The sequence below is a fragment of the Pseudomonas knackmussii B13 genome, from assembly GCF_000689415.1.
Lineage (GTDB): Bacteria > Pseudomonadota > Gammaproteobacteria > Pseudomonadales > Pseudomonadaceae > Pseudomonas > Pseudomonas knackmussii.
The window spans coordinates 6,076,942-6,101,363 of sequence record NZ_HG322950.1 but is presented as its reverse complement, the minus strand read 5'-3'; the positions used below and the strand labels follow the sequence as shown (position 1 = coordinate 6,101,363).

At 67.4% G+C, this 24,422-nt stretch carries 18 protein-coding genes and 2 pseudogenes; 9 read left to right on the top strand and 11 right to left on the bottom strand.

Going from position 1 to position 24,422, the window contains the following annotated elements; translation table 11 throughout:
- Positions 1 to 1,530, bottom strand: coding sequence for an ABC transporter ATP-binding protein (locus PKB_RS28375; protein ID WP_043256647.1), 1,530 nt, complete (start codon positions 1,528 to 1,530; stop codon positions 1 to 3).
- Positions 1,531 to 1,741: 211 nt separating this feature from the next.
- On the opposite strand from PKB_RS28375, the gene xdhA reads away from it, so the two are divergent.
- The 5 genes and pseudogenes from xdhA (at position 1,742) to PKB_RS30665 (ending at position 8,483) form a co-directional block, all read left to right on the top strand.
- Complete coding sequence (xdhA, locus tag PKB_RS28370) at positions 1,742 to 3,166, top strand: xanthine dehydrogenase small subunit (RefSeq protein WP_043256644.1); 1,425 nt, start codon at positions 1,742 to 1,744, stop codon at positions 3,164 to 3,166.
- On the top strand, positions 3,159 to 5,525 hold the full coding sequence (gene xdhB / locus PKB_RS28365; RefSeq protein WP_043256643.1) for a xanthine dehydrogenase molybdopterin binding subunit: 2,367 nt from the start codon (positions 3,159 to 3,161) through the stop codon (positions 5,523 to 5,525). Before xdhA ends, xdhB begins: the two co-directional genes overlap by 8 nt.
- On the top strand, positions 5,522 to 6,358 hold the full coding sequence (xdhC, locus tag PKB_RS28360) for a xanthine dehydrogenase accessory protein XdhC (protein ID WP_043256642.1): 837 nt from the start codon (positions 5,522 to 5,524) through the stop codon (positions 6,356 to 6,358). The genes xdhB and xdhC overlap by 4 nt, the downstream gene beginning before the upstream one ends.
- Before the next feature lie 196 nt (positions 6,359 to 6,554).
- Positions 6,555 to 7,616: pseudogene (locus PKB_RS30670) on the top strand (HAMP domain-containing protein); the annotation flags it as partial.
- 129 nt (positions 7,617 to 7,745) lie between these two features.
- Positions 7,746 to 8,483 carry a methyl-accepting chemotaxis protein gene (locus PKB_RS30665; protein WP_422613542.1) on the top strand — a complete coding sequence of 246 codons (738 nt, stop codon included), beginning with the start codon at positions 7,746 to 7,748 and terminating at the stop codon, positions 8,481 to 8,483.
- A 928-nt stretch (positions 8,484 to 9,411) separates the two neighbouring features.
- Here PKB_RS30665 and PKB_RS28350 read toward each other — a convergent pair.
- The 4 genes from PKB_RS28350 to PKB_RS28335 all read right to left on the bottom strand — a co-directional run bounded on the left by PKB_RS28350 (position 9,412) and on the right by PKB_RS28335 (position 13,796).
- Positions 9,412 to 10,002: an IMPACT family protein gene (locus PKB_RS28350; RefSeq protein WP_043256639.1), complete on the bottom strand. Its 591-nt coding sequence runs from the start codon at positions 10,000 to 10,002 to the stop codon at positions 9,412 to 9,414.
- Complete coding sequence (locus PKB_RS28345) at positions 9,999 to 10,667, bottom strand: TetR/AcrR family transcriptional regulator (protein WP_043256637.1); 669 nt, start codon at positions 10,665 to 10,667, stop codon at positions 9,999 to 10,001. Before PKB_RS28345 ends, PKB_RS28350 begins: the two co-directional genes overlap by 4 nt.
- Before the next feature lie 198 nt (positions 10,668 to 10,865).
- Positions 10,866 to 11,702, bottom strand: coding sequence for an outer membrane protein OmpK (locus PKB_RS28340; RefSeq protein ID WP_043256635.1), 837 nt, complete (start codon positions 11,700 to 11,702; stop codon positions 10,866 to 10,868).
- Positions 11,703 to 12,179: 477 nt separating this feature from the next.
- Positions 12,180 to 13,796, bottom strand: a complete 1,617-nt coding sequence (locus tag PKB_RS28335; RefSeq protein WP_043256633.1) for a gamma-glutamyltransferase family protein — start codon at positions 13,794 to 13,796, stop codon at positions 12,180 to 12,182.
- Positions 13,797 to 13,871: 75 nt separating this feature from the next.
- Here PKB_RS28335 and PKB_RS28330 point away from each other — a divergent pair.
- Positions 13,872 to 14,666: pseudogene (locus PKB_RS28330) on the top strand (AraC family transcriptional regulator); the annotation flags it as partial.
- A gap of 371 nt (positions 14,667 to 15,037) precedes the next feature.
- On the opposite strand, the gene argE reads toward PKB_RS28330, so the two are convergent.
- The 6 genes from argE to PKB_RS28300 all read right to left on the bottom strand — a co-directional run bounded on the left by argE (position 15,038) and on the right by PKB_RS28300 (position 20,952).
- The gene (gene argE / locus PKB_RS28325) at positions 15,038 to 16,189 is read right to left on the bottom strand and encodes an acetylornithine deacetylase (RefSeq protein WP_043256631.1); all 1,152 of its coding nucleotides are present in this window, start codon (positions 16,187 to 16,189) and stop codon (positions 15,038 to 15,040) included.
- A 113-nt stretch (positions 16,190 to 16,302) separates the two neighbouring features.
- Positions 16,303 to 16,977 (bottom strand): DUF1028 domain-containing protein, encoded by a 675-nt coding sequence (locus tag PKB_RS28320; RefSeq protein WP_043256630.1) that lies wholly within the window; start codon positions 16,975 to 16,977, stop codon positions 16,303 to 16,305.
- Between the two features lie 10 nt (positions 16,978 to 16,987).
- Positions 16,988 to 17,410, bottom strand: coding sequence for a RidA family protein (locus PKB_RS28315; RefSeq protein ID WP_043256628.1), 423 nt, complete (start codon positions 17,408 to 17,410; stop codon positions 16,988 to 16,990).
- Positions 17,411 to 17,414: 4 nt separating this feature from the next.
- Positions 17,415 to 18,752 (bottom strand): flavin-containing monooxygenase, encoded by a 1,338-nt coding sequence (locus PKB_RS28310; protein ID WP_043256626.1) that lies wholly within the window; start codon positions 18,750 to 18,752, stop codon positions 17,415 to 17,417.
- Between the two features lie 232 nt (positions 18,753 to 18,984).
- Positions 18,985 to 19,674, bottom strand: a complete 690-nt coding sequence (locus PKB_RS28305) for a PIN domain-containing protein (RefSeq protein ID WP_043256624.1) — start codon at positions 19,672 to 19,674, stop codon at positions 18,985 to 18,987.
- Positions 19,675 to 20,031: 357 nt separating this feature from the next.
- Positions 20,032 to 20,952 carry a LysR family transcriptional regulator gene (locus PKB_RS28300; protein ID WP_043256622.1) on the bottom strand — a complete coding sequence of 307 codons (921 nt, stop codon included), beginning with the start codon at positions 20,950 to 20,952 and terminating at the stop codon, positions 20,032 to 20,034.
- A gap of 137 nt (positions 20,953 to 21,089) precedes the next feature.
- On the opposite strand from PKB_RS28300, the gene aptA reads away from it, so the two are divergent.
- The 3 genes from aptA (at position 21,090) to PKB_RS28285 (ending at position 24,415) form a co-directional block, all read left to right on the top strand.
- A complete protein-coding gene (gene aptA, locus PKB_RS28295; RefSeq protein ID WP_043256620.1) occupies positions 21,090 to 22,436 on the top strand; it encodes an omega-aminotransferase AptA in 1,347 nt (448 codons plus the stop codon).
- A 1-nt stretch (position 22,437) separates the two neighbouring features.
- Positions 22,438 to 22,746 carry a cupin domain-containing protein gene (locus PKB_RS28290; RefSeq protein WP_043256617.1) on the top strand — a complete coding sequence of 103 codons (309 nt, stop codon included), beginning with the start codon at positions 22,438 to 22,440 and terminating at the stop codon, positions 22,744 to 22,746.
- A 172-nt stretch (positions 22,747 to 22,918) separates the two neighbouring features.
- Positions 22,919 to 24,415, top strand: coding sequence for a CoA-acylating methylmalonate-semialdehyde dehydrogenase (locus tag PKB_RS28285; RefSeq protein ID WP_043256615.1), 1,497 nt, complete (start codon positions 22,919 to 22,921; stop codon positions 24,413 to 24,415).
- Positions 24,416 to 24,422: the final 7 nt, after the last annotated feature.

The following is a 24,422-nucleotide window of genomic DNA, read 5'->3' as shown; positions in this document are numbered from 1 at the left end:
TCAGGCGGCGGCGTCGAATTGCCCGGCCATCCAGCGGCCGACGGCGAGGGGATCGGTGGCGGCGGTCTCCACCAGCGGCGACAGCCGTCCGGAGCAGAGCGCGCCGATGCGGTCGCTGATTTGGAACAGCTCGTCGAGGTCCTCGGAGATCACCAGGATGGCCGCGCCGGCATCGCGCAGGGCTATCAGCGCCCTGTGGATAACCGCTGCAGCGCCGACATCGACACCCCAGGTCGGGTGCGCGGCGATGAGCAGGCGCGGCTGCTGGAGGATCTCGCGGCCGAGGATGAACTTCTGCAGGTTGCCGCCCGAGAGGCTGCGCGCGGCGGCCTGGGCGTCCGGGGTCTTCACGCCGAAGCGCTGGATGATGGCGTCGGCGAAAGCGCGCACCTTGCCGCGCTGCACCAGCCCGTGACGCACCAGGCCGTGCTGGAAGCCGGTGAGCAGGGCGTTGTCGGCCAGGCTCATCTCCGGCACTGCGCCGTGGCCCAGGCGCTCGGCCGGGACGAAGGCCTGGCCGCGCGCGCGGCGGGCATCCGGTGGCAGATGGGCGATGGCTTCGCCGGCGATGCGGATGGCTTCGGCCTGGGCGCGCGGCAGGCGTTGTTCGCCGCTGAGCAGGGCGAGCAGTTCGTCCTGGCCGTTGCCGGCGACCCCGGCGATGCCGACGATCTCGCCGGCGCGCACCTCCAGGTCGAGCCCGGCGAAGGACACGCCGAAGGGATCGGCGCTGCGCCGGTGCAGCCCGCTCACTTGCAGCAGCGCCTCGCCTCCTTGGGCTTTCGGGTACTGCGCCTCGAGCCCTTCGGCATCGCCGACCATCAGCCGCGCCAGCTCCAGGTCCGAGCACTGCGCCGGCACGCAATCGCCGGAGACGCGCCCGCCGCGCAGCACGGTCGCCCGTTCGCAGAGCGCGCGCACCTCGGCCAGCTTGTGGCTGATGAACAGGATGCTGCAGCCCTCGGCGGCGAGCCGGCGCAGCACGGCGAAAAGGTCCTCGGCCTCCTGCGGGGTGAGCACCGAGGTCGGTTCGTCGAGGATCAGCAGGCGGATGTCCTGCATCAGGCAGCGGACGATCTCCACTCGCTGGCGCTCGCCGATGGACAGCCCGTGCACCAGGCGCTCGGGCTCCAGCGGCATGCCATAGCGCTGCGACACCTCGCGGATGCGCGGCGCCAGCTGGCGCGGGGTACCGGCGGCCGCGCCCAGGGCTAGGGCGATGTTCTCTGCCACCGTCAGCGTCTCGAACAGCGAGAAGTGCTGGAACACCATGCCGATGCCCAGCGCGCGGGCTTGCGCCGGGTCCTTCACGCTCACCGCGCGGCCATCCCAGAACAGCTCGCCGCTGTCCGGGCGGGTCACGCCGTAGATGATCTTCATCAGGGTGCTCTTGCCGGCGCCGTTCTCGCCGAGCATGGCGTGGATCTCGCCGGGCTGGATGCTGAGGTCGACGCGGTCGTTGGCCAGGCAGCCCGGATAGCGCTTGCTGATGGCGCGCAGTTCCAGGCGGGGAGGGGCGGTCGTGGACATGGAGGGCTCGGTCGGGAATTCACCAGTGGCGGGGCCGTAGCAAGTTCCTGGCCAGCTGGTCAAAGAGCGCCGCAAGCCTATGCTTTCACTCAGGTCTGTAGGATTCTTCCACTGGCAGATTTCGTGCATTACCTGACCATATGGACAGCTTTAGCACGGCCTTCCCGGCATATTCCTACCTGCCGTTGGCCGTGTTCCGACGAGGTTTCGCATGATCCAATTCCTGCTCGACGAAGAGCTGCGCCAGGTCGATGGTCTGGCACCGGAAACGAGCCTGCTCGACTACCTGCGCACCCAACTGGGGCGCACCGGCACCAAGGAGGGCTGCGCCTCCGGCGACTGCGGCGCCTGCACCGTGGTGCTCGCCGAACCCGAGGGGGAAGGGCTGCGCTATCGCGCAGTGAATGCCTGCATCACGCCAATCGGCGCCGTGCATGGCCGCCAGCTGCTGACCGTGGAGAGCCTCGCCGAAGCCGAGCGCCTGCACCCGGTGCAGCAGGCGATGGTCGATTGCCACGGCGCGCAGTGCGGCTTCTGCACGCCGGGCATCGTCATGTCGCTGTTCGCCTGGCACCACGCGCCTTGTAGCCACGACCGCGAGAGCGCGCTGACGGCACTGTCGGGCAACCTGTGCCGCTGCACCGGCTACCGGCCGATCCTCGATGCAGCTGGAAAGATCGCCGCCGAACCCGATGCCGACCGCTTCAGCGCAAACGAACAGGCCATCGCCGAGCGCCTGCGCGCCTTGCCGGCCGACGCCAGCCTCGACTGCGACGAGCAGCACGCCTTCCTGCCGACCTCGCTGGACGCGCTCGACGCCCTGTTGACGAATTATCCACAGGCGCGCCTGGTGGCAGGCGCGACGGACCTCGCGCTGGAGGCGACCCAGGCGCTGAAGAGCTTCCCGCAACTGATCCACCTGGAGCGCGTGGCCGAGCTGCGCCGCCTGGAGGAGCACCCCGACCACCTGCTGATCGGCGCCGCGCGTCCCTACGCCGACTGCCTGGATGCGCTGCATGCCTTCCCCGGCGTGCCCGAGCTGCTGGAGCGCCTGGGCTCGCTGCAGATCCGCCAGCGCGGCACGCTTGGCGGCAACGTCGCCAACGCCTCACCCATCGGCGACATGCCGCCGGTGCTGCTGGCGCTGGACGCGCGCCTGCGCCTGCGGAGGGCCGGCGAAGTGCGTGAGGTGCCCGTCGACGGCTTCTTCACCGGCTACCGGCAGAGCGTGCTGCAGCCGGGCGAGTACATCGAAACCATCGTTATCCCCAGGCTGGGCGGTGGACAACTTTTTCGTGTGGACAAGATTTCCAAGCGCCGCGACGACGACATCTCCGCCGTCTGCCTGGCCTTGCGCCTGGACCTCGACGAGCAGGGCAGCGTCCGCGACGTACGCCTAGCCTGCGGCGGCATGGCGGCAACACCGTTACGTGGGCGGAAAACCGAAGCCGCATTGTGCGGTCGGCCCTTCGACGCCGCTGCCGTGGCTGCCGCGCAAGCCGCGCTGGCCGAGGACTTCCAGCCCATCGACGACCTGCGCGCCAGCGCCGCCTATCGCCTGAAGGTGGCGCAGAACCTGTTGCAGCGCGCATTACTCGAATGGACTCCCGTCATCGCGGAGGTGCGCCATGCGTAGCCTGCCTCCCCTGGCCAGCAACGGCGCCGTGGAAGATATCCACAGCGCCGGCCGACCCAAGACCCACGACAGCGCCGAACTGCACGTCAGCGGCGCGGCGCGCTATGTCGACGACATCAAGGAGCCGCGCGACCTGCTCTACGCCGCTGTCGGTCTGAGCGAGATCGCCTGCGGCGCCATCCACAGCCTCGATCTCGATGCCGTGCGTGCCGCGCCCGGCGTGGTGGCGGTGCTGACCCTCGACCAAGTGCCCGGGCACACCGACATCGGTCCGGTGTTCCCTGGCGATCCGCTGCTGGCGGGCGACCGCGTGAAGCACCACGGCCAGGCGCTGTTCGCCGTGGCTGCCGAGACCCAGCTGCAGGCCCGTCGCGCTGCACGCCTGGCAAAGGTCGAATACACCGAGGAAACGCCGCTGCTCGATCCGCTGCAGGCCAAGGCCGAGGAGCGCTTCGTTCGCCCACCGCATTTCATGCGCCGGGGCGATGCCGAGCATGCGCTGGCCGCCTCGCCTTATGTGCTTCACGCGGGCCAGTTCGTCGGCGGTCAGGAGCACTTCTACCTCGAAGGCCAGGCCTCAATGGCTGTGCCGACCGACGACGGGGGCATGTTCGTTTTCACCTCCAGCCAGCACCCGAGCGAAGTGCAGAAACTGGTGGCCGAGGTGCTGGCGATTCCGCTGGCCAAGGTCACGGTGGAAGTGCGCCGCATGGGCGGCGGCTTCGGCGGCAAGGAAACCCAGGCCGCGCCCTGGGCCTGCCTGGCCGCGCTGCTGGCGCGGCAGACCGGGCGCGCGGTGAAGCTGCGCCTGCCGCGTGCCGACGACATGCGCCTGACCGGCAAGCGCCACCCGTTCCACAACCAGTACCAGGTCGGCTTCGACGCCGAAGGCCGGTTGCTTGCCGCGCAGCTTGAGGTGGTCGGCGACTGCGGCCACTCGCCGGACCTCTCCGACGCTATCGTCGATCGCGCCATGTTCCACGCCGACAACGCCTACTTCATCCCGGCGGTGAGCATCGCCGGCTATCGCAGCTTCACCAACATCGTTTCGCACACCGCTTTCCGCGGTTTCGGCGGGCCGCAGGGGATGATGCTGATCGAGCGCGCCATGGACGACATCGCCCGCGCCGTCGGCCAGGACCCGCTCGACGTGCGCAAGCTCAACCTCTACGGCGGCAGCGGGCGCGACCTCACGCCCTACCACCAGCGCGTCGAGCACAACCTGCTGGGCGAGCTGATCGAGCGCCTGGAGGTGAGCAGCGACTACCGCGTTCGGCGCGCCGCCATCGGCCAGTTCAATGCCGCCAGCCCGGTGCTCAAGCGTGGCCTGGCGCTGACCCCGGTGAAGTTCGGCATCAGCTTCACTGCGCAGCACCTGAACCAGGCGGGGGCGCTCGTCCACCTCTACACCGACGGCAGCATCCAGCTGAACCACGGCGGCACCGAGATGGGCCAGGGCCTGAACACCAAGGTGGCGCAGATAGTCGCCGAGGAATTCCAGGTGCCGCTGGCGCGCGTGAGCATCACCGCGACGCGCACCGACAAGGTCCCCAACACCTCGCCCACCGCGGCCTCAAGCGGCACTGACCTGAACGGCATGGCCGCTCGCGACGCGGCGCGTACGCTCAAGAGGCGGCTCGCCGAGTTCCTCGCCGCGCGTGAGGGCGGGACGCCCCAGGAAGTGCGCTTCGAGCACGGCCAGGTGCGGGTCGCCGGCAAGGCGCTGGACTTCGCCGAAGTGGTGCAGGCGGCGTACTTCGCCCGTGTGCAGCTGTCGGCCACCGGCTTCTACCGCACGCCGAAAATCCACTACGACCGCGAGACCGGCCAGGGCCACCCGTTCTTCTACTTCGCCTACGGCGCGGCGGTGTCGGAGGTGGAGGTCGATACGCTGACCGGTGAATATCGCCTGCTGCGTGTGGATATCCTCCACGACGTCGGCCGCAGCCTGAACCCGGCCATCGACATCGGCCAGATCGAAGGCGGCTTCGTCCAGGGCATGGGCTGGCTGACCACCGAGGAATTGAAATGGGATGCCAAGGGCCGCCTGCTCACCACCGGGCCTGCGACCTACAAGATCCCGGCGGCGAGCGACGTGCCCGAGGACTTCCGCGTGGCCCTGTTCGACCGCCCCAACGAGGAAGACAGCGTGTACCTGTCCAAGGCCGTCGGCGAGCCGCCGTTCATGCTCGCCATCTCGGTGTGGTCGGCCCTGCGCGACGCCATCGCCAGCCTGGCCGACTACCGCGTGAGCCCGGCGCTCGACACCCCGGCGACGCCGGAACGGGTGCTCTGGGCGTGCGAGGCCCTGCGCGCTGTGGATAAGCCCAAGACCGTCGCCGTGGAGGAACCGGTATGACCCCGACCTGGATGGATGCCATCGCCCGCCTGCGCGACGGCGCGGAGCCCTACGTGCTAGTCACGGTGGTCGGCGTGCAGGGCTCCACCCCGCGCGAGTCCGGCTGCAAGATGCTGGTCACCGCCGACACCTGCTACGACACCATCGGTGGCGGCCACCTGGAGCTGGCCGCCACCGAGCACGCGCGCCAGCTGCTGCTGGCCGGCAAGGACGCGCAAAGCCTGGAACATTTCCCCCTCGGCGCGCGCCTCGGCCAGTGCTGCGGCGGCCGCGCCAGCCTGTTGTTCGAGTGCTTCGCGGTGCGCGGGCCGCAGGTGCTGCTATTCGGCGCCGGGCACGTCGGCCGTGCCCTGGCGCCGTTGCTGGCCGGTTTGCCATTGCGCCTGGAATGGGTCGACAGCCGGGCCGGCGAATTCCCCGCCGAGTTACCCACAGGCGTGCGCGCGAGCTTGCTCGACGATCCGCTGGAGGCTGTGGATAAAGCCGCGGCGGGCAGTTACTACCTGATCATGACCCACAACCACCCGCTGGATTACGCCCTCGCCGAAGCGGTGCTCAAGCGTGGCGACGCCGGCTTCCTCGGCATGATCGGCTCGCAGACCAAGGCCCAGCGCTTCCGCTTGCGCCTGGAGCAACGCGGCTTTTCCACAGGGGCGATCGAGTCGATGCATTGCCCCATCGGCCTGCCCGGCATCCCCGGCAAGCGCCCGCTGGAAGTGGCCATCGCCGTCGCCGCCCAGGTCGTCGCCCGTTACCACCAGGATGCGCCGATGCGTGCAACGCGCAGCGGTGTCGAATGGAAGGCCCTCTGCAGCGAGACAGCGCACACGTAGGACGTACAACCGTTCGCGGATGACGTCGAACGTCATCCGCCCTGCGGTTGGGCGAATTCCTCTGCCGTTCGTCGAAAAAGCTGACCAACCGGACAACAGTTGGTCGCCTTGTTGCCGATAACACTCAAGCCCCATTCCCCCTGCCCAGGACCCTACTCGCGAACGGACTCGCCGCGCGTACGAGGACAACAAGAACATGCGCCTTCGCAGCATCCAGACCCAACTCATCCTCAGCATGGGCGCCGCCCTGCTGATCAGCCTGCTCATCGTGCTCGGCCTCTATGCCGTGCTGGTCAACCGCCTGAGCGAACGCTATCTGCTCGACCAGGCGTTGCCGGCGAGCATCGCGGCGATCCGCAACGACTTCGAGCGCCAGCTCACCGGCCCGCTCACCGCCGCCGCCGATATCGCCGGCAACAGCCTGGCGCAGGACTGGCTGGCCGCCGGCGAAGACCCGGCGCGGCAGGCCGACTTCGTCCGCTACCTGGGCGGCGTGCGGACCTCGCAGAACGCCTTCGCCGCGCTGATGGTCGGCCAGGCGAGCAGCGCCTACTACAGCGACAAGGGCAAGGAGCGCACGCTCAGCCGCGACAACCCGCAGGACACCTGGTACTTCCACTTCATCGAGAGCGGCCAGGCGCAGGTGCTGAACATCGACACCGATGTCGGCAGCGGCAAGCTGACCCTGTTCATCGACCGCCGCATCGAGCGCGACGGCAAGCTGCTGGGCATCGCCGGCCTGGGCCTGAATGTCGACGAGCTGTCGCAGCTGATCCGCGACTTCCGTTTCGGCAAGTCCGGCCGCGTGTACCTGGTGAAGAACGACGGCCAGGTACAGATCCATCCGGACCCGGCACAGGCCAAGGGCAAGGCGCTGGCCGACCTGGTGGGTCGCGAGGCGGCGTCCGCGCTGCTCGGCCACCGCGACTTCCAGAGTGCGCAATTCGAGCGCGACGGCGAGGACTACCTGGCCGCCAGCCTGCCTTTGCACGACCTGGGCTGGACCCTGGTCAGCGAGGTGCCGCAAGCAGAAATCTACGCCGACGCGCATTCGGCGCTGCGCCTCTCCGGCCTGGCCGGTGCGGCGGTCGCGGCGCTCTGCCTGCTGCTGGTGGTACTGCTGGCGCGCGGCCTGGCGCGACCGATTCGCCAGGTCACCGCCGCGCTGCTGGAAATCGGCGCCGGCGGTGGCGACCTGACCCGCCGCCTGGACGACTCCCGTGCCGACGAGCTGGGCGACCTGGCGCGCGGCTTCAACCGCTTCCTCGAAGGCCAGCGCGCGCTGATCAGCGCGGTGCTCGCCACCAGCCAGCAACTGCAGCGCAGCGTCGGCGAGGTCGCCCGGGTTGTGGATAACACCGCCGAGCGCGCCGGCCGCCAGCAGGACATGACCGACATGGTGGCCACTGCGGTCAACGAAATGGGCAGCACCGTGCAGGAAATCGCGCGCAACGCCGAACAGGCTGCCAGCGCTTCGCAGCAAGCGCGCAGCGAGGCCGGCGAGGCTCGCCAGGTGGTCGGCGGCTCGCTGCAGCACAGCCAGCGCATGTCCGACGAGATCGGCCACGCGGCAGGGGTGGTCGGCGACCTCGCCGATCAGGTTGCCGGCATCGACCAGGTGCTGGCGGTGATCCGTGGCATCTCCGAGCAGACCAACCTGCTGGCGCTCAACGCCGCCATCGAGGCGGCGCGCGCCGGTGAACTGGGTCGCGGCTTCGCCGTGGTGGCTGATGAGGTACGTACCCTGGCCGGGCGCACCCAGGGCTCCACCGACGAGATCCAGGCCATGATCCAGCGCCTGAAGCAGGGCGCGGACCTCGCCGTCAGCTCCATGCAGTCGGGCCAGGCGGCCACCGGCGAGGGCCTGCAGGCCAGCCGCCGCGCCGGCGAGTCCCTCGGCTCCATCGCCGACCAGGTGGAGCGCATCAGCGACATCAACCACCAGGTCGCCGCGGCCACCGAGGAACAGTCGGCGGTCACCGAGGAGATCAACCGCAACGTCCAGGGCATCGCCGACCTCGCCCGCGCCACCGCCGGCGAAGTGCACCAGGGCCGCGAACAGTGCCAGACCCTGCGCAGCCTGGCCGACGACCTGCAGCGGCAGATGGGGCAGTTCCGCCTGTAGGAGCGGATCTCATCCGCGATAGCCTCGCACCGAAGCCCCCCTGTAGGAGCGCGCCATGCGCGCGAATCGCGGCCATGGGCCGCTCCTACAGGGTTGGCCGCTGCCGTCCGTGCCATGCGCCGCTCCGCCTTGTAGGAGCGGATCTCATCCGCGAAGCGCCCCACACCGAAGTTTCCCTGTAGGAGCGCGCCATGCGCGCGAATCGCGGCCATGGGCCGCTCCTACACAGTTATCCCCACCGCCTACACCCGTTTCACTATCCACAGGCGCCTTGCCCTTGGCGAAGGAGGATTAGGGCCTGCGCGTCCCCTCTGGCGCCCGCCTCGATCTGTGGATACTCGCCTGCAAGCCACTGATTTCGCGGGATTCGCTCAAAAAACGAACAGTTTTCGCCAGGCTGCGATGGGTCTGGCACCGGGACTGTTCCCCAGAGGATATCCACAACACTGTCCACGCTATCTGTGGGGAATGCGCGCCCGGGCTGGGGAAAACTGCGCGCAGGCCGCTTCATGCAGCCCTTTCATCTTGGCTAGCCCGCATGGCTACTGCGCTGCAGACTTTTAACCAGCTTATTCACAGCCTGCGCAGAGCCTTTCCAAAGGCTTTTCACCAGCGCCGGGCCAGTCTCTTTCGGCTTCGCTCAAGCCCTTGTCTTTACTGGCTTTTAGCGATTTTGTGAGCAAAAAACGTACAGTCTCGTCCAAGCCGCGCCAGGCGTGCCTCAGCGGGGTTGATGGACAGCTTATCCACACTTTTCCCCACCGCTACCGGGGATAGCTGTGAGTAGCCTTTTTCACGGTTGCATAAATTTTGCTCAATAGGCGCCAGGGCCCGCAGTTCGTGGGCCCTGCAAGGGAGTGGACAGTTTGTCCACAGGTCGCTGCACAGGAATTGTGGGAAATCGGTTGGGGATAACCGGAGGGGCGATTCAGTCTTCCAGGACTTGAGCCTGGATGCGCCCGCGGCTGAGGTCGCCGAGCAGGCGTTGCAGCTCGTCCACGCGGGCACTGGGGAGGCTTAGGCGGACTTCCACGCCCTCGGCGCCGTAGGCTTCGTCCTCGATGGAGGCGCCCAGGGCGAGCGCGCGGGCTTTGAGCAGGGCGTGCTCGGCGAAGGCGCAGGCGAAGCCCAGGCGCGTGCTGGCGACCAGTTCGATGCGCGCGGCATCCTGCAGGCATTTCGCCGCACAGCCGCCGTAGGCGCGGGCGAGGCCGCCGGTGCCGAGCTTGATGCCGCCGAACCAGCGGCTGACCAGCACCACCACGCGGTCCATGTCCTGGCCCTCGATGGCCGCGAGCATCGGCCGCCCGGCAGTGCCGCCGGGCTCGCCGTCGTCGCTGAAGCGGTACTGCGTGCCGAGCTTCCAGGCCCAGCAGTTATGCCCGGCGCTGGCGTCGCGGTGGGCAGCGAGGAAGGCCTGCGCTTCGGCCTCGCTGGCAATCGGCGCGGCGAGGCAGGTGAAGCGGCTCTTGCGGATGTCCTCGGCGTAGCTGGCCGGGGCGGCGAGGGTGAAACTCATGCCTTGGGCGGCGGCGTCAGCCCGCACCCCTTGAGGATGATCTGGATGAGGTTGTCGGCGGCGTCGGCATAGTCCTGCTTGGACATGCGCTTGCGTCCGGTGACGAAGGCGATCTGGGTGGCGAAGTCCGCGTAGTGCTGGGTGCTGCCCCAGAGCAGGAAGATCAGGTTCACCGGGTCCACCGGGTCCATCTTGCCGGCGGCGATCCACGCCTCGAACACGGCGGCGCGGCCGCGGAACCAGCTGCGATAGTCCTGGTTGAAGTGGCTGCTCAGGCATTCGCCGCCGCTGATGATCTCCATGGCAAAGATCCGCGAGGCCTGCGGGTAGCGCCGGGAGAATTCCATCTTGGCGCGGATGTAGCCGGCCAGGGCGATGGCCGGGTCGTCGTCGGCGGTGAGGTGGTTGAAGGTGCTGTCCCACAATTCGAGGATGTTCGCGAGCACCGCGGTGTACAGCCCCAGCTTGTTGCTGAAGTAGTAGTGCAGGTTGGCCTTGGGCAGGTCGGCGCGCAGCGCGATGGCATTCATGCTGGTGCCCTTGAAGCCGTGGCGGGCGAATTCTTCTTCGGCGGCGGCGAGGATGGTTTCCTCGTTCTTCTGGCGAATGCGGCCGGCGGGGCGTTCCTGGCCGTCGGCGAGGTGGGCTGGCACTGGGAAGGTCATACGGCGTGTCCATGCTTCAGCGAAAGGGGCGGAGCATGGATAACCCAGGCGGGGCGGGCGATTCAAGTTTCCTAGGGTTTTTTCTGACAGCGCCGGGAAGGGCTGCCTGGCATTGCACCGCAAGGGTGCGCGGAACGCCCGGCGGAACCGCATCGGTCCCGCTGGCGAAGCCCCGCCGGGGAGGCGGGGCGGGGTGCATCAGAAGTGGTACTTGACCAGCAGGCTGGCGGTGTTCTGGTCGGTGGTGAAGAACTGCGAGTCCTTGATGCCGTACTTGTCGGACCAGTAGTCGTACTCGACACCGACGTACAGGTGCTTGGCCTCGTAGCCCATGGCCTTGCCCAGGTCGTACTTGATCTGCGGGTTGAAGTGCAGGTTGGCGTGGTAGTCGCTCTGGCCGCGCTCGCTGGAGCTGGCGCTCTTGTTGTTGACGACCCAGTCCATGAAGCCGTCGAAGAGGATGTCGGAGTTGCCGACCGGGAAGGTCATGGCCCACGCCGGGGTGATCTGCCAGGCGCCGGACGGTACGCGGTTGCCGTCGGGCTTGCGGTAGTAGAAGTTCAGCTGGAAGTAGTCGAAGCCGGGCAGGGCCAGGTCGAAGCCCGGGCCGAGCAGGTAGGACTCGACGTCGCCTTCGCCGAACTCGTAGGTGGAGGCCAGCAGCACGTCCTTGATCGGGCCGAAGGACAGGTCGGTGCCGGTGATCTTGCCGAACGACAGGCGCGGGCTGAACTCGCCGTAGTAGCTGTACCGGCCGTTCTGGCTGTCTTCCTTGCCGTTGTAGCGGGTGTTGTCGACGAAGAACCAGATGTCGCCCCAGGTCCAGGCGCTCGCGCTCTCGAGGGTGACGGTCTGCTGGATCGGCGCGTTGACCTTGTAGTCCTTGCCCCACAGGTAGGTCAGGCTCTCGTTGTGCCAGATCAGCGGGCCGTTGTTGACCGCCGGTGCGGGGGTCAGGTCTTCGCCGCCGGCCATGGCCTGGCCTGCGGTGAGCAGCCCGCCGGCGAGCAGCAGGGATGCGAGGGTGCGAGTCATGTGGAGCTCCTAGGTTTTGAAGTGCTGCGATCTCGTTGGTATAGGAACCTGTCCAATCAGTCAGGCTTGGCCTGCCAAGGCAAGATCGGGGCCAACGCTCGTCGTCGGCTGGTTTTTAGTGTTCGGATCGCTGCGGGCCAGCCCTTTTCATGGGGTCGCCGCAATGCAGTGCCGGTGGCATGCGTGCGCTCAAAAGGGCGACACAGCGGCAGAAACCTGACCAGCGGGACAGGTCATGCCTTCAAAGAGGGCACGGCCGTCGGTCGGGGCGCCAATTTGGCGAGCAACGCATGGCGGAATTGAATACAGGATTCTGTCCGGTTGAATTGAGTCAACGAGAAACTTGTATACAAAGATGCTGTGAAGATTCTACACATCTGCCCGCGCGCTCCGTCAGTGACGGATGGTCGCGCAATCCGGCGGCGGATAATGCCAGAGCCACGCCGCCCAGGCATCCCCGCCGGCCGGACGGCGCCGTTACCAGGCGGCGATCTGGCTGTCGGTGCGCGGCTCGCAGCCGCCGCAAAGCACGCCGCTGACGGGGTCGCGGAGGATGATCTGGCCGCGCCCGTAGCTGGTCAGGTCGTGTGCGACTTCGACGTGGTGACCGCGCCGCGTCAGCACCGCCGCCAGGCTGCGCGGCGCGCCGTGCTCGATGCCGATGCGCTTGTCGCCCAGCCACTGCCAGCGTGGGGCGTCCAGCGCCGCCTGCGGGTTGAGGCCGAAATCGACCAGGTTCATCACCATCTGCACGTGCCCTTGCGGCTGCATGTAGGCGCCCATCACGCCGAACGGGCCGAGCGGTACGCCGTCCTTGCTGAGGAAGCCGGGGATGATGGTGTGGAAGGTCTTCTTGCCCGGCGCCAGGGCGTTCACATGCGCGGGGTCGAGGCTGAACTCGGCGCCGCGATTCTGCAGGGCGATGCCGGTGCCGGGGATCACCACGCCGGAGCCGAAGCCGTGGTAGTTGCTCTGGATGAAGGAGACCAGGTTGCCCTCGCCATCGGCGGCGGCCAGGTACACGGTGCCGCCGGCGCGCGGCTTGCCCGGATGCGGCTCCAGGGCGCGCTCGTCGATCAGCGCGCGGCGCTGTGCGGCGTAGCCTTCGCTGAGCAGCTCGGCAACGCTCACGCGCATGCAGTCCGGTTGGCTGATATAGGCGCGGCCGTCGGCGTAGGCGAGCTTCATCGCCTCCAGTTGACGGTGCCAGGTGTCCGGGCTGTCGCGGTCGGCGAAGTCGAAGCCCTTGAGGATGTTCAGCGCCATCAGCGCGACCAGGCCCTGGCCGGCCGGCGGGATTTCCCAGACGTCGTAGCCGCGGTAGTTCAGCGAGATCGGCTCGACCCACTGCGCCCGGTAGCCAGCCAGGTCGTCGGCGCGTAGGTAGCCGCCGCTGCGTTCGGCATGCGCGGCGATGCGTCGTGCCAGTTCGCCGCGATAGAAGCTCTCGCAGCGGGTCGCTGCCAGTTCGCGCAGGGTGTCGGCCTGGGCCGGGTTGCGGAAGATCTCGCCGGCGCGCGGGGCGCGGCCGTCGATGAGGAATTCGGTGAACCAAGCGTCCAGTTCGGGGTGGTCACCGCGTACTGCTCGGAATTTATCCAGCCCGCCCTGCCACAGCCCGGCGATCACCGGCGAGACGGGGAAGCCGTCCTCCGCCAGCTCGATGGCCGGCGCCAGCAGCTCGGCGAAAGGCAACCGGCCGAAGCGCGCCGACAGCTCGGCCCAGGCCGCCGGGCAGCCAGGCACGGTAACGGGCGTCCAGCCATGCAGCGGAATGCGCGAGTGGCCCGCGCCGCGCACCGCGTCGATGCTCAGCGCGGCCGGCGCCTGGCCGCTGGCGTCGAGGCCGTACAGGCGGTCCTTGATCCACACCAGGGCGAAGGCATCGCCGCCAATGCCGCAGCCGGTCGGTTCCACTACCGTCAGCGCTGCCGCCGTGGCCACTGCTGCGTCCACCGCGTTGCCGCCGCGCTTGAGCATGTCCAGGCCGATCTGCGCCGCCAGCGGCTGCGAAGTGGCGACCATGCCCCGGCGCGCGAAAACCAGCGAACGTTGCGAGGCGTAGGGGTATTCCTGGGCGGAGAAATTCAGCATGGCAGGCTCCGGGGCGGCTTGAGGCGGCAGGGGAGCCCTGCCAGACTCCGTCGACTAGCGACACAAAGCCAAAGCATAGCGATGAACGGACAGCCTCCCGAACTGCAACGCCTGATCCCGGTCCTCGACGGCCTGCCGCGCCCGGTCTACGCCCGCGCCGAAAGCCTGCGCGCCGGCTCCTGGACCGGCCGCCACCACCACGCCTGGGTGCAGCTGTCCTACGCCATCAGCGGGGTGCTTGGCGTGCACACGGCGGAGGGCAGCTTCTTCGCCCCGCCGCAGCGCGCGATCTGGATACCGGCCTACCTGGAGCACGAAGTGGTGACCTCGGGCCGCGCCGAGATGCGCAGCCTATACTTGCGCGACGACGCCAGCGCCTGGGCGCCGGAGCGCTGCCGGGTGCTGGAGGTGACGCCCCTGGCGCGCGAGCTGATCAAGAGCTTCTGCGAGCTGCCGGTGGATTATCCACAGGGCGAAACCCCCGAAGAGCGCCTGGTGGGCGTGCTGCTGGACCAGCTGCGCACCCTGCCGGAAGTCGCCTTCTCCCTGCCCATGCCGCAGGAAGCCCGCCTGCTGCAGCTGTGCCAGGCGCTGATCGAGCAACCCACGGCGAGCCTGACCCTGGGCGATTGGGCGCAGCGCCTGGGGACATCGGAGAAGACCCTGTCGCGGCTGTTCCAGCGCGAGACCGGCATGAGCTTCCGACTCTGGCGCCAACGCCAGCGCCTGCTGGCCTCGCTCAACACCCTGGAGAAAGGCGACAGCGTCACCGCCGCCGCGCTGGATTGCGGCTACGACTCCACCTCGGCCTATATCGCGGCGTTCAAGGGATTGTTCGGCTTCACGCCCGGCGAACTGTTCAAGCAGCGCTGGCAGGCCCTTTACCAAAGCTACCTGGCGCGCGGCCTGAAGAAGATCGAGGCCCTGACTATCCTCGCCCGCAAATTGGCCCGAATTGCCTTTGCCCTGATGCAATCCCAGACCAGCTACCAGCCTCCAAAGCAGGAGCCGTCATTGACATAGAATCTCCTACAAAGGCGTGGTGCGGCGGCGGTGAATAAATCGCGCACATGGCGAACCCCGACGGAGCCCCGTCGTTAACCCCGCCAGGGCGGGCCATGAGCGCGAAGAGGGACCGCGAGACGATGCCCCCGACGGCCGTGAAGCGCCGGGCAACATCATCCCGCGGTGGAAATCGGTGCAGGGCGAATAACCGCGAGGCGGTTATCCGCCGCAGGCCGTCAGGCCTTCATCCATGCCGCCAATCGAGCCAGCAGCTCATCGCAGGCATTGAGCTGCGCGATGCTGACGAACTCGTCGGGCTTGTGGCCCTGGTCCATGCTGCCCGGGCCGCAGACCACCGTGGGAATGCCGGCCTGGTCGAACAGGCCGCCCTCGGTGCCATAGGCCACGGTGCTGAACTCTTCCGAACCGCTCAGTTGCGCCAGCAGCTGCGCGACTTCGCTCTGCGGGTCGGTGGCCAGCGCCGGGTAGGCCGACAGCTCGCTGAAGCGGATGTCGGTTTCCGCCTTCACCGCGCGCATCTGCGGTAGCAGCTCGGTTTCCGCATAGTCGCGCAGCGCGTCGGCGACTTGCTGCGGATCATCGCTGGGCAGCGCGCGCACTTCGAAGTCGAACTGGCATTCCGCCGGGACGATGTTCAGTGCGCGGCCGCCGCTGATCACGCCGGTCTGCACGGTGGAGTAGGGCGGGTCGAAGCGCGCGTCGTGGCGCTCCACGGCCGCCAGGCGGGTGCCGATCTCGCCGAGGCGGTTGATCAGCTTCGCCGCGTATTCGATGGCGTTCACCCCCTGCGGGGCGTAGGCCGAGTGGCAGGGCGCTCCGTGCACCTGGCAGCGCATGGCCAGCTTGCCCTTGTGGCCGAGCACCGGTTTCAGCTCGGTGGGCTCGCCGATGATGCAGGCGATGGGCTTGTGCTCGCGCTTCTCCAGCGCGGCCAGCAGCGAACGCACGCCCAGGCAGCCGACTTCCTCGTCGTAGGAGAAGGCCAGGTGCAGCGGCACGCGCAGCGGTTGTGCGAGGAACTGCGGAACGGCGGCCAGCACGCAGGCGATGTAGCCCTTCATGTCGGCGCTGCCGCGGCCGTACAGGCGGCCGTCCTTCTCGGTCAGCTCGAACGGCGGCACCGTCCAGGGTTGGCCGTCCACCGGCACCACGTCGGTATGCCCGGACAGGCACACGCCGCCGCGATCGCGCGGGCCGAGGGTGGCGAACAGGTTGGCCTTGCGCCCTTCGGCGTCGTGGAAGAGTTCGCTTTCCACGCCGAGGTCGGCGAGGTAGTCGCGGATGTACTCGATCAGCGCCAGGTTGGAGTTGCGGCTGACGGTGTCGAAGGCGATCAGCTTGGCGAGGATTTCACGGCTGGAAGGCATGCTCGGTTCCTGTGTTCTTCAAACGTAGGAGCGAGGGGGACGCCCAGTTCTTGCTCGCGAATCCGCCCCGCTGCGAGGCCGTTCGCGAGCAAGCTCGCTCCTACAGGGTTACGTCACTCGTCGCCCGGCACGCCGTAGCTCGGCGCCTTGGTCGGGTCGAGCGCGCGGGTGATGTAGTCCTGCATCTGCGGCTTGTAGGCCACCCAGAGCTTCTCCAGCTCGTCGATCGGCGCCTCGTCGGCCCAGTCGACGCGCAGGTCGACCATCGGCCAGACCAGGTCGCCGACCACCTTCAGCGCCGCCGAATGCACAGGCCCCGCTTCGCCGCCGGCGGCCATGGCCGCCTGCATGGCCGCGATCAGGCGCTCGGCCAGGCAGCCGGAGGCGTTCTCGAAGGCCTGGGTCATCGCCTCGATCACCGCCGTGGAGGAGAGCAGGTTGCCCGCCGCCACGCAGTTCTCGCCGGCCACCGCGTGGTTCACACCCAGCGCTTCACTGCCGGTGAACAGCGCGACCTTGCCGTGCTGGTCGATCACCGTCACCTGGCGGAACTGGCTGTAGCCGTTGCTCGACAGCGCCTTGTCCAGCGCGGCGGCCGGGTCGAGGCCGGCCTCCAGCTGGTCGAGGATCTGCGGGCCGAGGGCCGGCAGGGTCACGTTCTGCGTGGCTACCGCGCCGACGCCGGCGCGTACCCAGGGGCAGCGGGCGCCGACGGCGATGCTCGAGGAACTGATGGCGATGCCCAACTGGCCGGTCTCGGCGCAGCGGCCAACGATGGAGAAGGTCATGGGCCGCTCCTTATTTTTCCCAGTCGTCCGGGATGACCGCGATCACGTCGATTTCCATCAGCCACTGCGGCTGGCCGAGGGCCGAGACGACCAGGCCGGTGGAGATCGGGAACACGCCCTTCAGCCACTTGCCGACTTCCTGGTAGACCGGCTCGCGGTAGCGCGGGTCGATGATGTAGGTGGTGGTCTTGACGATGTGCGACAGGTCGCTGCCGGCTTCTTCCAGCAGTTGCTTGACGTTCTTCATCGCCTGCTCGGCTTGCGCCGCCGGGTCGCCCAGGCCGACCAGCTTGCCCTCGAAGTCGGTGCCGACCTGGCCGCGCACGTACACGGTGTTGCCGGCACGCACGGCCTGGCACAGGTCGTTGTTCAGGGTCTGGTTCGGGTAGGTGTCCTTGGTGTTGAACATGCGAATGCGAGTGTGGGTAGGCATCGTCTTACTCCCAGGATGCGGCTTTCTGTACGGGTACGCTGGCGTCGGACTGGCGTTGCCCGGCGTCGCGGTATTCGAGGTATTGGCGCTGCGTGGCGATGTGCCCGGCGACGTGCTTGGCGTCGTGCCACACGCCCCAGATGAACGAGGAACCACGGCGCGACAGCCACGGCAGGCCGACGAAGTACACGCCCGGCTCGCGGGAGACGCCGCGCTGGTGCTTGGGCTTGCCCTTGTCGTCGAAGGCGTCCACCTGCAGCCAGCTGAAGTCCACGGCATAGCCGGTGGCCCAGATGATCGAGGTGATGCCGGCGGCGGCCAGGTCCAGCTCGCGGATCGGGTTGCGGATGCACTCGGCGTCCGGGTAGACGCGGCGCGCCTCAGGCTCTTCCGGCAGGTCCAGGCCGTTGCGGGCGATGTAGGCATCGGCAGCGTCGAGCAGGCCGAGGTAGTTCTCGTCGCCGGCTTTCAGGTTCGCCACCAGGTCGTCGCGGAAGCTCACCTTGCCGTCCTGGAAGGACTGGGTCAGGCCGACCAGGGTCATGCCCTCGTTGGCCAGGCGACGGAAGTCGATGGTCTCGCCGCCACGCGCACCGCTCACGGCGATGGTCACGTGCTCGCGGCCGGGCTGCACTTCCTCGGCATCCCACAGGCCCAGCACGCCCAGCCACCAGCAGAAGTCGCGGTTGCGGTAGGAGCGCGGCGGACGGTCATGGGCGCCCACGGAGAGGTAGACCTGCTTGCCGGCGCGCATCAGCTCGTCGGCGATCTGCACGCCGGAGGAACCGGCACCGACCACCAGCACGGCGCCTTCGGGCAGCTGCTGCGGGTTGAAGTAGGCGGCGGAGTGGATCTGGTACAGACCCTCGTCCTTCGGCGCGATGGCAGGGATCACCGGGCGCTGGAACGGGCCGGTAGCGGAAACCACGCGGTTGGCGACGATGGTGCCTTCGGAGGTCTCGACGGTGAAGCCGGGACGGTCGGCATTGCGGGTCACCTTCTTCACTTCCACGCCGGTGCGGATCGGCGCGTTGAACTGCTTGGCATAGGCCTCGAAGTAGGCAGCGACGGTTTCCTTGGGCGCGAAGGCGTCCGGATCGATGTCGAATTCCATGCCCGGGAAGCGGTCGTGCCAGGCCGGGCCGTTGGCGACCAGCGAATCCCAGCGCCCAGTGCGCCAGGCTTCGGCGATGCGGTTCTTCTCCAGGACCAGGTGCGGGACACCGAGCTTGGTCAGGTGTTCGCTGACGGCCACGCCGGCCTGGCCAGCGCCGACCACCAGGGTATCGATTTCCATGTTGCCTACCGTCCTGTGCAGGGCGGTTTGATTCAGCTCGGTCATGGACTGCCTCCTTCCGACTCTGATCGTTGTTGTTCTAAGCGGCTGTCTGCCGGGTTGGCCGCATTCTGTTCAGAGCCGGGCAATAGCGAAATTATGTTTTTTGTAGTCGCTGGCTAGGGAAAAGCTGCACGAGCCCCAAGCCCGCGGCCTGCGGGGCGGCGGGCAGGGGTTATAGGATTTTTGCGCTCAGGGCAGAGGAAAGCGCTGGGCTGGTGATGGGCGGTTGGCTACGTCACCAGTAATCGGGCTTGCAGGCCGGGCGTTTGCGGGTCGGAACCCGTGGCGGAAACTGGTGCGCCCGCAGCTCTTCCTTGGTGATGATTCGGCGCATCCAGTGCGAATGTTCCTGCAGGGAACCCGGTGGTTCGCGCTTCAGGCCTTCGCGGTGGGGAAGGATTACGCCGAGGCGCAGTTCAGGAAAGTCTTCCCGCATTGCCCTCAGGGCTGGCGCCATGTCCGTATCGGCAGACACCAGAACGATCTGCCCGATTCGCTCGTTCGGGCCGAGAGTGGCCTGGCGTGAGGCCAGTCGATACATGCTGATGGCCAGATGGACGTCGGTTTCCTTTTCTTCCAGTTCCCAGATATCGACCTGATCCGCCCGCGAAGCCGGAATGTGCTTGCTGATGAATCGCGGAGCGCGACCGGGCTCGAGGCGGTGCCGCCCAAGAAATACCTCTACACCACGCGCTTTCAGGGCGCGGATGTAGGTGTCCTGGGCTTCCTTGGAGGCCACGCCTCGCGACGCCAGATCTGGCTTCACGCTGGCAGTGAAGTAGCGGATCGCCGCTGTCTGGGCGGAAGGGTCCTGCACCCGCAGGACATGCTGGAGGAGGCCGGGGAGGTCCAGCCATTTGAATTCGGTGCCGGCCAGCAGGCCGTAGAAGAGGTTGTAACCGTCGACGAAGAAGGCGGTACGCACAGTTTTCCAATCCTCAGAAACGAAAAAACCGGCCAGCGGGCCGGTTTTTTCACCCCAACGGCCAGCGAACTGAATCGCTGCGTACGGGGCTGAGTCGTAGAAGAGATGCTAGGGAACGAGCGCAAAAGCTGTCAACCGGAATCAGTTGAGTGAAAGGGCTCACAAGGAACGTCCAACTTCGCCGCATTGCGGCTCTTCGTAGGAGCGAGCTTGCTCGCGAACCGCACGGGGGGTTGTACCGGTGTAGGAGCGGACCTTGTCCGCGAATCGCGCGCAAGGCGCGCTCCGACAGCTTGGAACCGGTGCGGGGATTTTCGCGGATGAGATCCGCTCCTACAGGGAGCCGGTGCGCCGCCATCAGCGGCTCTCCGCCACCGCCTCCAGGAAGCGCTCCAGCACCAGGTTCGGCCGGCGGCCCTTGCGGGTCACCACGGTCAGCGGGATGTCGTAGTGGAAGCGCTCCGCGCGCAGCGCGCGCATGCTGCCCTGGGCTACCCAATCCGCCGCGTAGTGGTCGGGCAGGTAGCCGATATAGCTGCCGGTGAGGATCAGGAAGGCCATGCCCTCGCGGTCAGAGGCGTTGGCGCTGCCGTTCAGCTCCTGGTGCCTTTCCTGGGCTTCGGCGGGGATGCGGTAGCTCGGTGCCACCGCGTCGCAGGCATGGATTTCCGCCACCGTGATGCTCGCGTCGTCGCGCTCGAACAGCGGGTGCTCCTGGCTGCAATAGAGCAGCGAGCGTTCCTCGTACAGCGCCGAGTACTCCAGCCCCGACAGCGGGCTGATGAGCGGCACCACGCCGACGTGCAGGCGGCCGTCGAGCACGCCCAGCTCGATCTCGTTGGGCGTGGTCATGCCGATGTTGATGCGCACGCCCGGCCCGCTGCCCTTGAGCGCGCGCAGGGCGTGGGTGATGCGCATCTGCGGCAGGGTCACCAGGTTGTTGATGATGCCGATGTTCAGCTCGCCGCGCAGGTGCTGGTGCAGCTCGTTGACCTCCGCGCGGAAGCCCTCCAGCGCTGCCAGCAGCGAACCGGTGGCGCGGTACACCTCGCGGCCTTCGTCGGTCAGCGCGAAGCCGGCGCGGCCGCGCTGGCACAGGCGCATGCCCAGGCGCTTCTCCAGGTCGCCCATGTGCAGGCTGATAGCCGAGCGGCTGATGCCGAGGGTGCTTTCGGCGGCCGAGAAGCTGCCGCATTCCACGATGGTCTTGAATATCCGCAGGAGGCGGATCTCGAAGTCGCTGACCTGGCCCAGGGAAGGGCTACGGGGTTTCGCCATTTTAGTTTTACCGAATCGAAACTGAGCGTGAGAAGAATAGGCTTTAACTCACGTTAAGTCAGGCCCAATCTTGTGTCATCGCAGCAGGTGTGACGCGGCCTGCGCGCCCAACAAGACAGTCGTCGAGGACGAGCTCCATGAACCAGCAAGTGAACGTCACCCCGTCGGTGGCCAGCGAACTGAACCTGAAGGCCCACTGGATGCCCTTCAGCGCCAACCGCAACTTCCAGAAAGACCCGCGCATCATCGTCGGCGCCGAAGGCAGCTACCTGGTCGACGACAAGGGCCGTCGCATCTACGACAGCCTGTCCGGTCTGTGGACCTGCGGCGCCGGTCACTCGCGCAAGGAAATCGCCGACGCGGTCGCCAAGCAGCTGACCACCCTCGACTACTCCCCGGCCTTCCAGTACGGCCACCCGCTGTCCTTCAAGCTGGCCGAGAAGATCGCCCAGATGACCCCGGCGGGCCTGGACCACGTGTTCTTCACCGGCTCGGGTTCCGAGTGCGCCGACACCTCGATCAAGATGGCCCGCGCCTACTGGCGCATCAAAGGCCAGGCGCAGAAGACCAAGCTGATCGGCCGCGCCCGTGGCTACCACGGCGTGAACGTCGCCGGCACCGCCCTGGGCGGCATCGGCGGCAACCGCAAGATGTTCGGCCAGCTGATGGACGTCGACCACCTGCCGCACACCCTGCAGCCGGGCCTGGCCTTCACCAAGGGCATGGCCGAGACCGGCGGCGTGGAGCTGGCCAACGAGCTGCTCAAGCTGATCGAACTGCATGACGCCTCCAACATCGCCGCCGTGATCGTCGAGCCGATGTCCGGTTCCGCCGGCGTGATCGTGCCGCCCAAGGGCTACCTGCAGCGCCTGCGCGAAATCTGCGACCAGCACAACATCCTGCTGATCTTCGACGAAGTGATCACCGCCTTCGGCCGCATGGGCAAGGCCACCGGCGCCGAGTTCTTCGGCGTGAAGCCGGACATCATGAACGTCGCCAAGCAGGTCACCAACGGCGCCATCCCGATGGGCGCGGTGATCGCCAGCAGCGAGATCTACGACACCTTCATGGGCCAGAACCTGCCGGAATACGCGGTGGAATTCGGCCACGGCTACACCTACTCCGCGCACCCGGTCGCCTGCGCCGCCGGCCTGGCCGCCCTCGACCTGCTGGAGAAAGAGAATCTCATCCAGCAGTCCCTGGAGCTGGCGCCGCACTTCGAGAAAGCGCTGCACGGCCTGAAGGGCGCGAAGAACGTCATCGACATCCGCAACTGCGGCCTGGCCGGCGCGATCCAGATCGCCGGTCGCGACGGCGACGCCATCGTGCGTCCGTTCGAAGCCAGCATGAAGCTGTGGAAAGAAGGCTTCTACGTGCGCTTCGGCGGCGACACCCTGCAGTTCGGCCCGACCTTCAACGCCAAGCCCGAAGACCTGGACCGCCTGTTCAACGCCGTCGGCGAAGCCCTGAACGGGGTCGCGTAAGGTGAGCCAGCGTCCCAAGGCCATCCCGACCGTGCAGATCGACAATGCCAAGGTCCTGGTCACCGAATGGCGCTTCCCGCCCGGTGCCGAGACCGGCTGGCACCGTCACGGCATGGAGTACGTGGTGGTCCCGGTGACCGGCGGCGAGCTGCTGCTGGAAACCCCCGAGGGCGAGCGGCGCGCGCCGCTGGTCCTGGGCCAGAGCTACACCCGCCAGATCGGCACCGAGCACAACGTGATCAACCCGTGCGACCACGAAGTGGCCTTCATCGAGATCGAGCTCAAGGACGGGCAGCCGCACGATCATTGAGCGCGCGGGCACGCAAGAAAGCGGCGCCGGGCGAGTCACCTTAGAGTGCTTCCCGGCGTCCCTTGCAGCCCACCGCAAACCGAACAATCCCCGCTCCCTTCTGGGCGCGGGCTAGGGAAAGGGGCTCCTGAAAGAGCCTCGCCCCGACCCACTTAGCGAGAAGAGAATTCCCATGACTACCGTCAAGCACCTGATCGGCGGCGAAATGATCGCCGACACCGGCCGCAGCGCCGACGTCTTCAACCCGTCCACTGGCGAAGCCGTGCGCAAGGTCCCGCTGGCCAGCCGCGCCACCGTGCAGAAGGCCATCGACGCCGCCAAGGCCGCCTTCCCGGCCTGGCGCAACACCCCGCCGGCCAAGCGCGCTCAGGTGCTGTTCCGCTTCAAGCAACTGCTCGAAGCCAACGAGCAGCGCATCGTCCAGCTGATCAGCGAAGAACACGGCAAGACCATCGAAGACGCCGCCGGTGAACTCAAGCGCGGCATCGAGAACGTCGAGTACGCCACCGCTGCTCCGGAAATCCTGAAAGGCGAATACACCCGCAACGTCGGCCCGAACATCGACGCCTGGAGCGACTTCCAGCCGCTGGGCGTGGTTGCCGGCATCACCCCGTTCAACTTCCCGGCGATGGTTCCGCTGTGGATGTATCCGCTGGCCATCGCCTGCGGCAACACCTTCGTCCTGAAGCCGTCCGAGCGTGACCCGAGCTCGACCCTGCTGATCGCCGAACTCTTCGAAGAAGCCGGCCTGCCCAAAGGCGTGCTGAACGTGGTGCACGGCGACAAGGAAGCCGTGGACGCGCTGATCGAAGCACCGGAAGTGAAGGCCCTGAGCTTCGTCGGCTCGACCCCGATCGCCGAATACATCTATTCCGAAGGCACCAAGCGCGGCAAGCGCGTCCAGGCCCTGGGCGGCGCCAAGAACCACGCGGTGCTGATGCCCGACTGCGACCTCGACAACGCCGTCAGCGCACTGATGGGCGCGGCCTACGGCTCCTGCGGCGAGCGCTGCATGGCCATCTCCGTGGCCGTCTGCGTAGGCGACCAGGTTGCCGACGCACTGGTTGAGAAGCTGGTTCCGCAAGTCAAAGGCCTGAAGATCGGCGCCGGCACCTCCTGCGGCCTCGACATGGGCCCGCTGGTCACTGGCGCTGCGCAAGCCAAGGTCACCGGCTACATCGACAGCGGCGTGGCGCAAGGCGCCGAGCTGGTAGTAGATGGCCGTGGCTTCAAAGTGGCTGGCCACGAGAATGGCTTCTTCGTCGGCGGCACCCTGTTCGACCGCGTGACCCCGGAGATGACCATCTACAAGGAAGAAATCTTCGGCCCGGTGCTCTGCGTCGTCCGCGTGAACAGCCTCGAAGAAGCCATGAAGCTGATCAACGACCACGAATACGGCAACGGCACCTGCATCTTCACCCGCGACGGTGAAGCGGCCCGCCTGTTCTGCGACGAAATCGAAGTGGGCATGGTCGGCGTCAACGTACCCCTGCCGGTCCCGGTGGCCTACCACAGCTTCGGCGGCTGGAAGCGCTCCCTCTTCGGCGACCTCCACGCCTACGGCCCGGACGGCGTGCGCTTCTACACCAAGCGCAAGGCCATTACCCAGCGTTGGCCGCAGCGTAAGTCCCACGAAGCTGCGCAGTTCGCTTTCCCCAGCAATAGCTGATTGGGGT

Bases quoted from the DNA above. Each gene is read 5' to 3' on its own strand.
- PKB_RS28375 (WP_043256647.1), bottom strand. From the start codon at position 1,530: ATGTCCACGACCGCCCCTCCCCGCCTGGAACTGCGCGCCATCAGCAAG.
- xdhA (WP_043256644.1), top strand. From the start codon at position 1,742: ATGATCCAATTCCTGCTCGACGAAGAGCTGCGCCAGGTCGATGGTCTG.
- xdhB (WP_043256643.1), top strand. From the start codon at position 3,159: ATGCGTAGCCTGCCTCCCCTGGCCAGCAACGGCGCCGTGGAAGATATC.
- xdhC (WP_043256642.1), top strand. From the start codon at position 5,522: ATGACCCCGACCTGGATGGATGCCATCGCCCGCCTGCGCGACGGCGCG.
- PKB_RS30665 (WP_422613542.1), top strand. From the start codon at position 7,746: ATGACCGACATGGTGGCCACTGCGGTCAACGAAATGGGCAGCACCGTG.
- PKB_RS28350 (WP_043256639.1), bottom strand. From the start codon at position 10,002: ATGAGTTTCACCCTCGCCGCCCCGGCCAGCTACGCCGAGGACATCCGC.
- PKB_RS28345 (WP_043256637.1), bottom strand. From the start codon at position 10,667: ATGACCTTCCCAGTGCCAGCCCACCTCGCCGACGGCCAGGAACGCCCC.
- PKB_RS28340 (WP_043256635.1), bottom strand. From the start codon at position 11,702: ATGACTCGCACCCTCGCATCCCTGCTGCTCGCCGGCGGGCTGCTCACC.
- PKB_RS28335 (WP_043256633.1), bottom strand. From the start codon at position 13,796: ATGCTGAATTTCTCCGCCCAGGAATACCCCTACGCCTCGCAACGTTCG.
- argE (WP_043256631.1), bottom strand. From the start codon at position 16,189: ATGCCTTCCAGCCGTGAAATCCTCGCCAAGCTGATCGCCTTCGACACC.
- PKB_RS28320 (WP_043256630.1), bottom strand. From the start codon at position 16,977: ATGACCTTCTCCATCGTTGGCCGCTGCGCCGAGACCGGCCAGTTGGGC.
- PKB_RS28315 (WP_043256628.1), bottom strand. From the start codon at position 17,410: ATGCCTACCCACACTCGCATTCGCATGTTCAACACCAAGGACACCTAC.
- PKB_RS28310 (WP_043256626.1), bottom strand. From the start codon at position 18,752: ATGACCGAGCTGAATCAAACCGCCCTGCACAGGACGGTAGGCAACATG.
- PKB_RS28300 (WP_043256622.1), bottom strand. From the start codon at position 20,952: ATGGCGAAACCCCGTAGCCCTTCCCTGGGCCAGGTCAGCGACTTCGAG.
- aptA (WP_043256620.1), top strand. From the start codon at position 21,090: ATGAACCAGCAAGTGAACGTCACCCCGTCGGTGGCCAGCGAACTGAAC.
- PKB_RS28285 (WP_043256615.1), top strand. From the start codon at position 22,919: ATGACTACCGTCAAGCACCTGATCGGCGGCGAAATGATCGCCGACACC.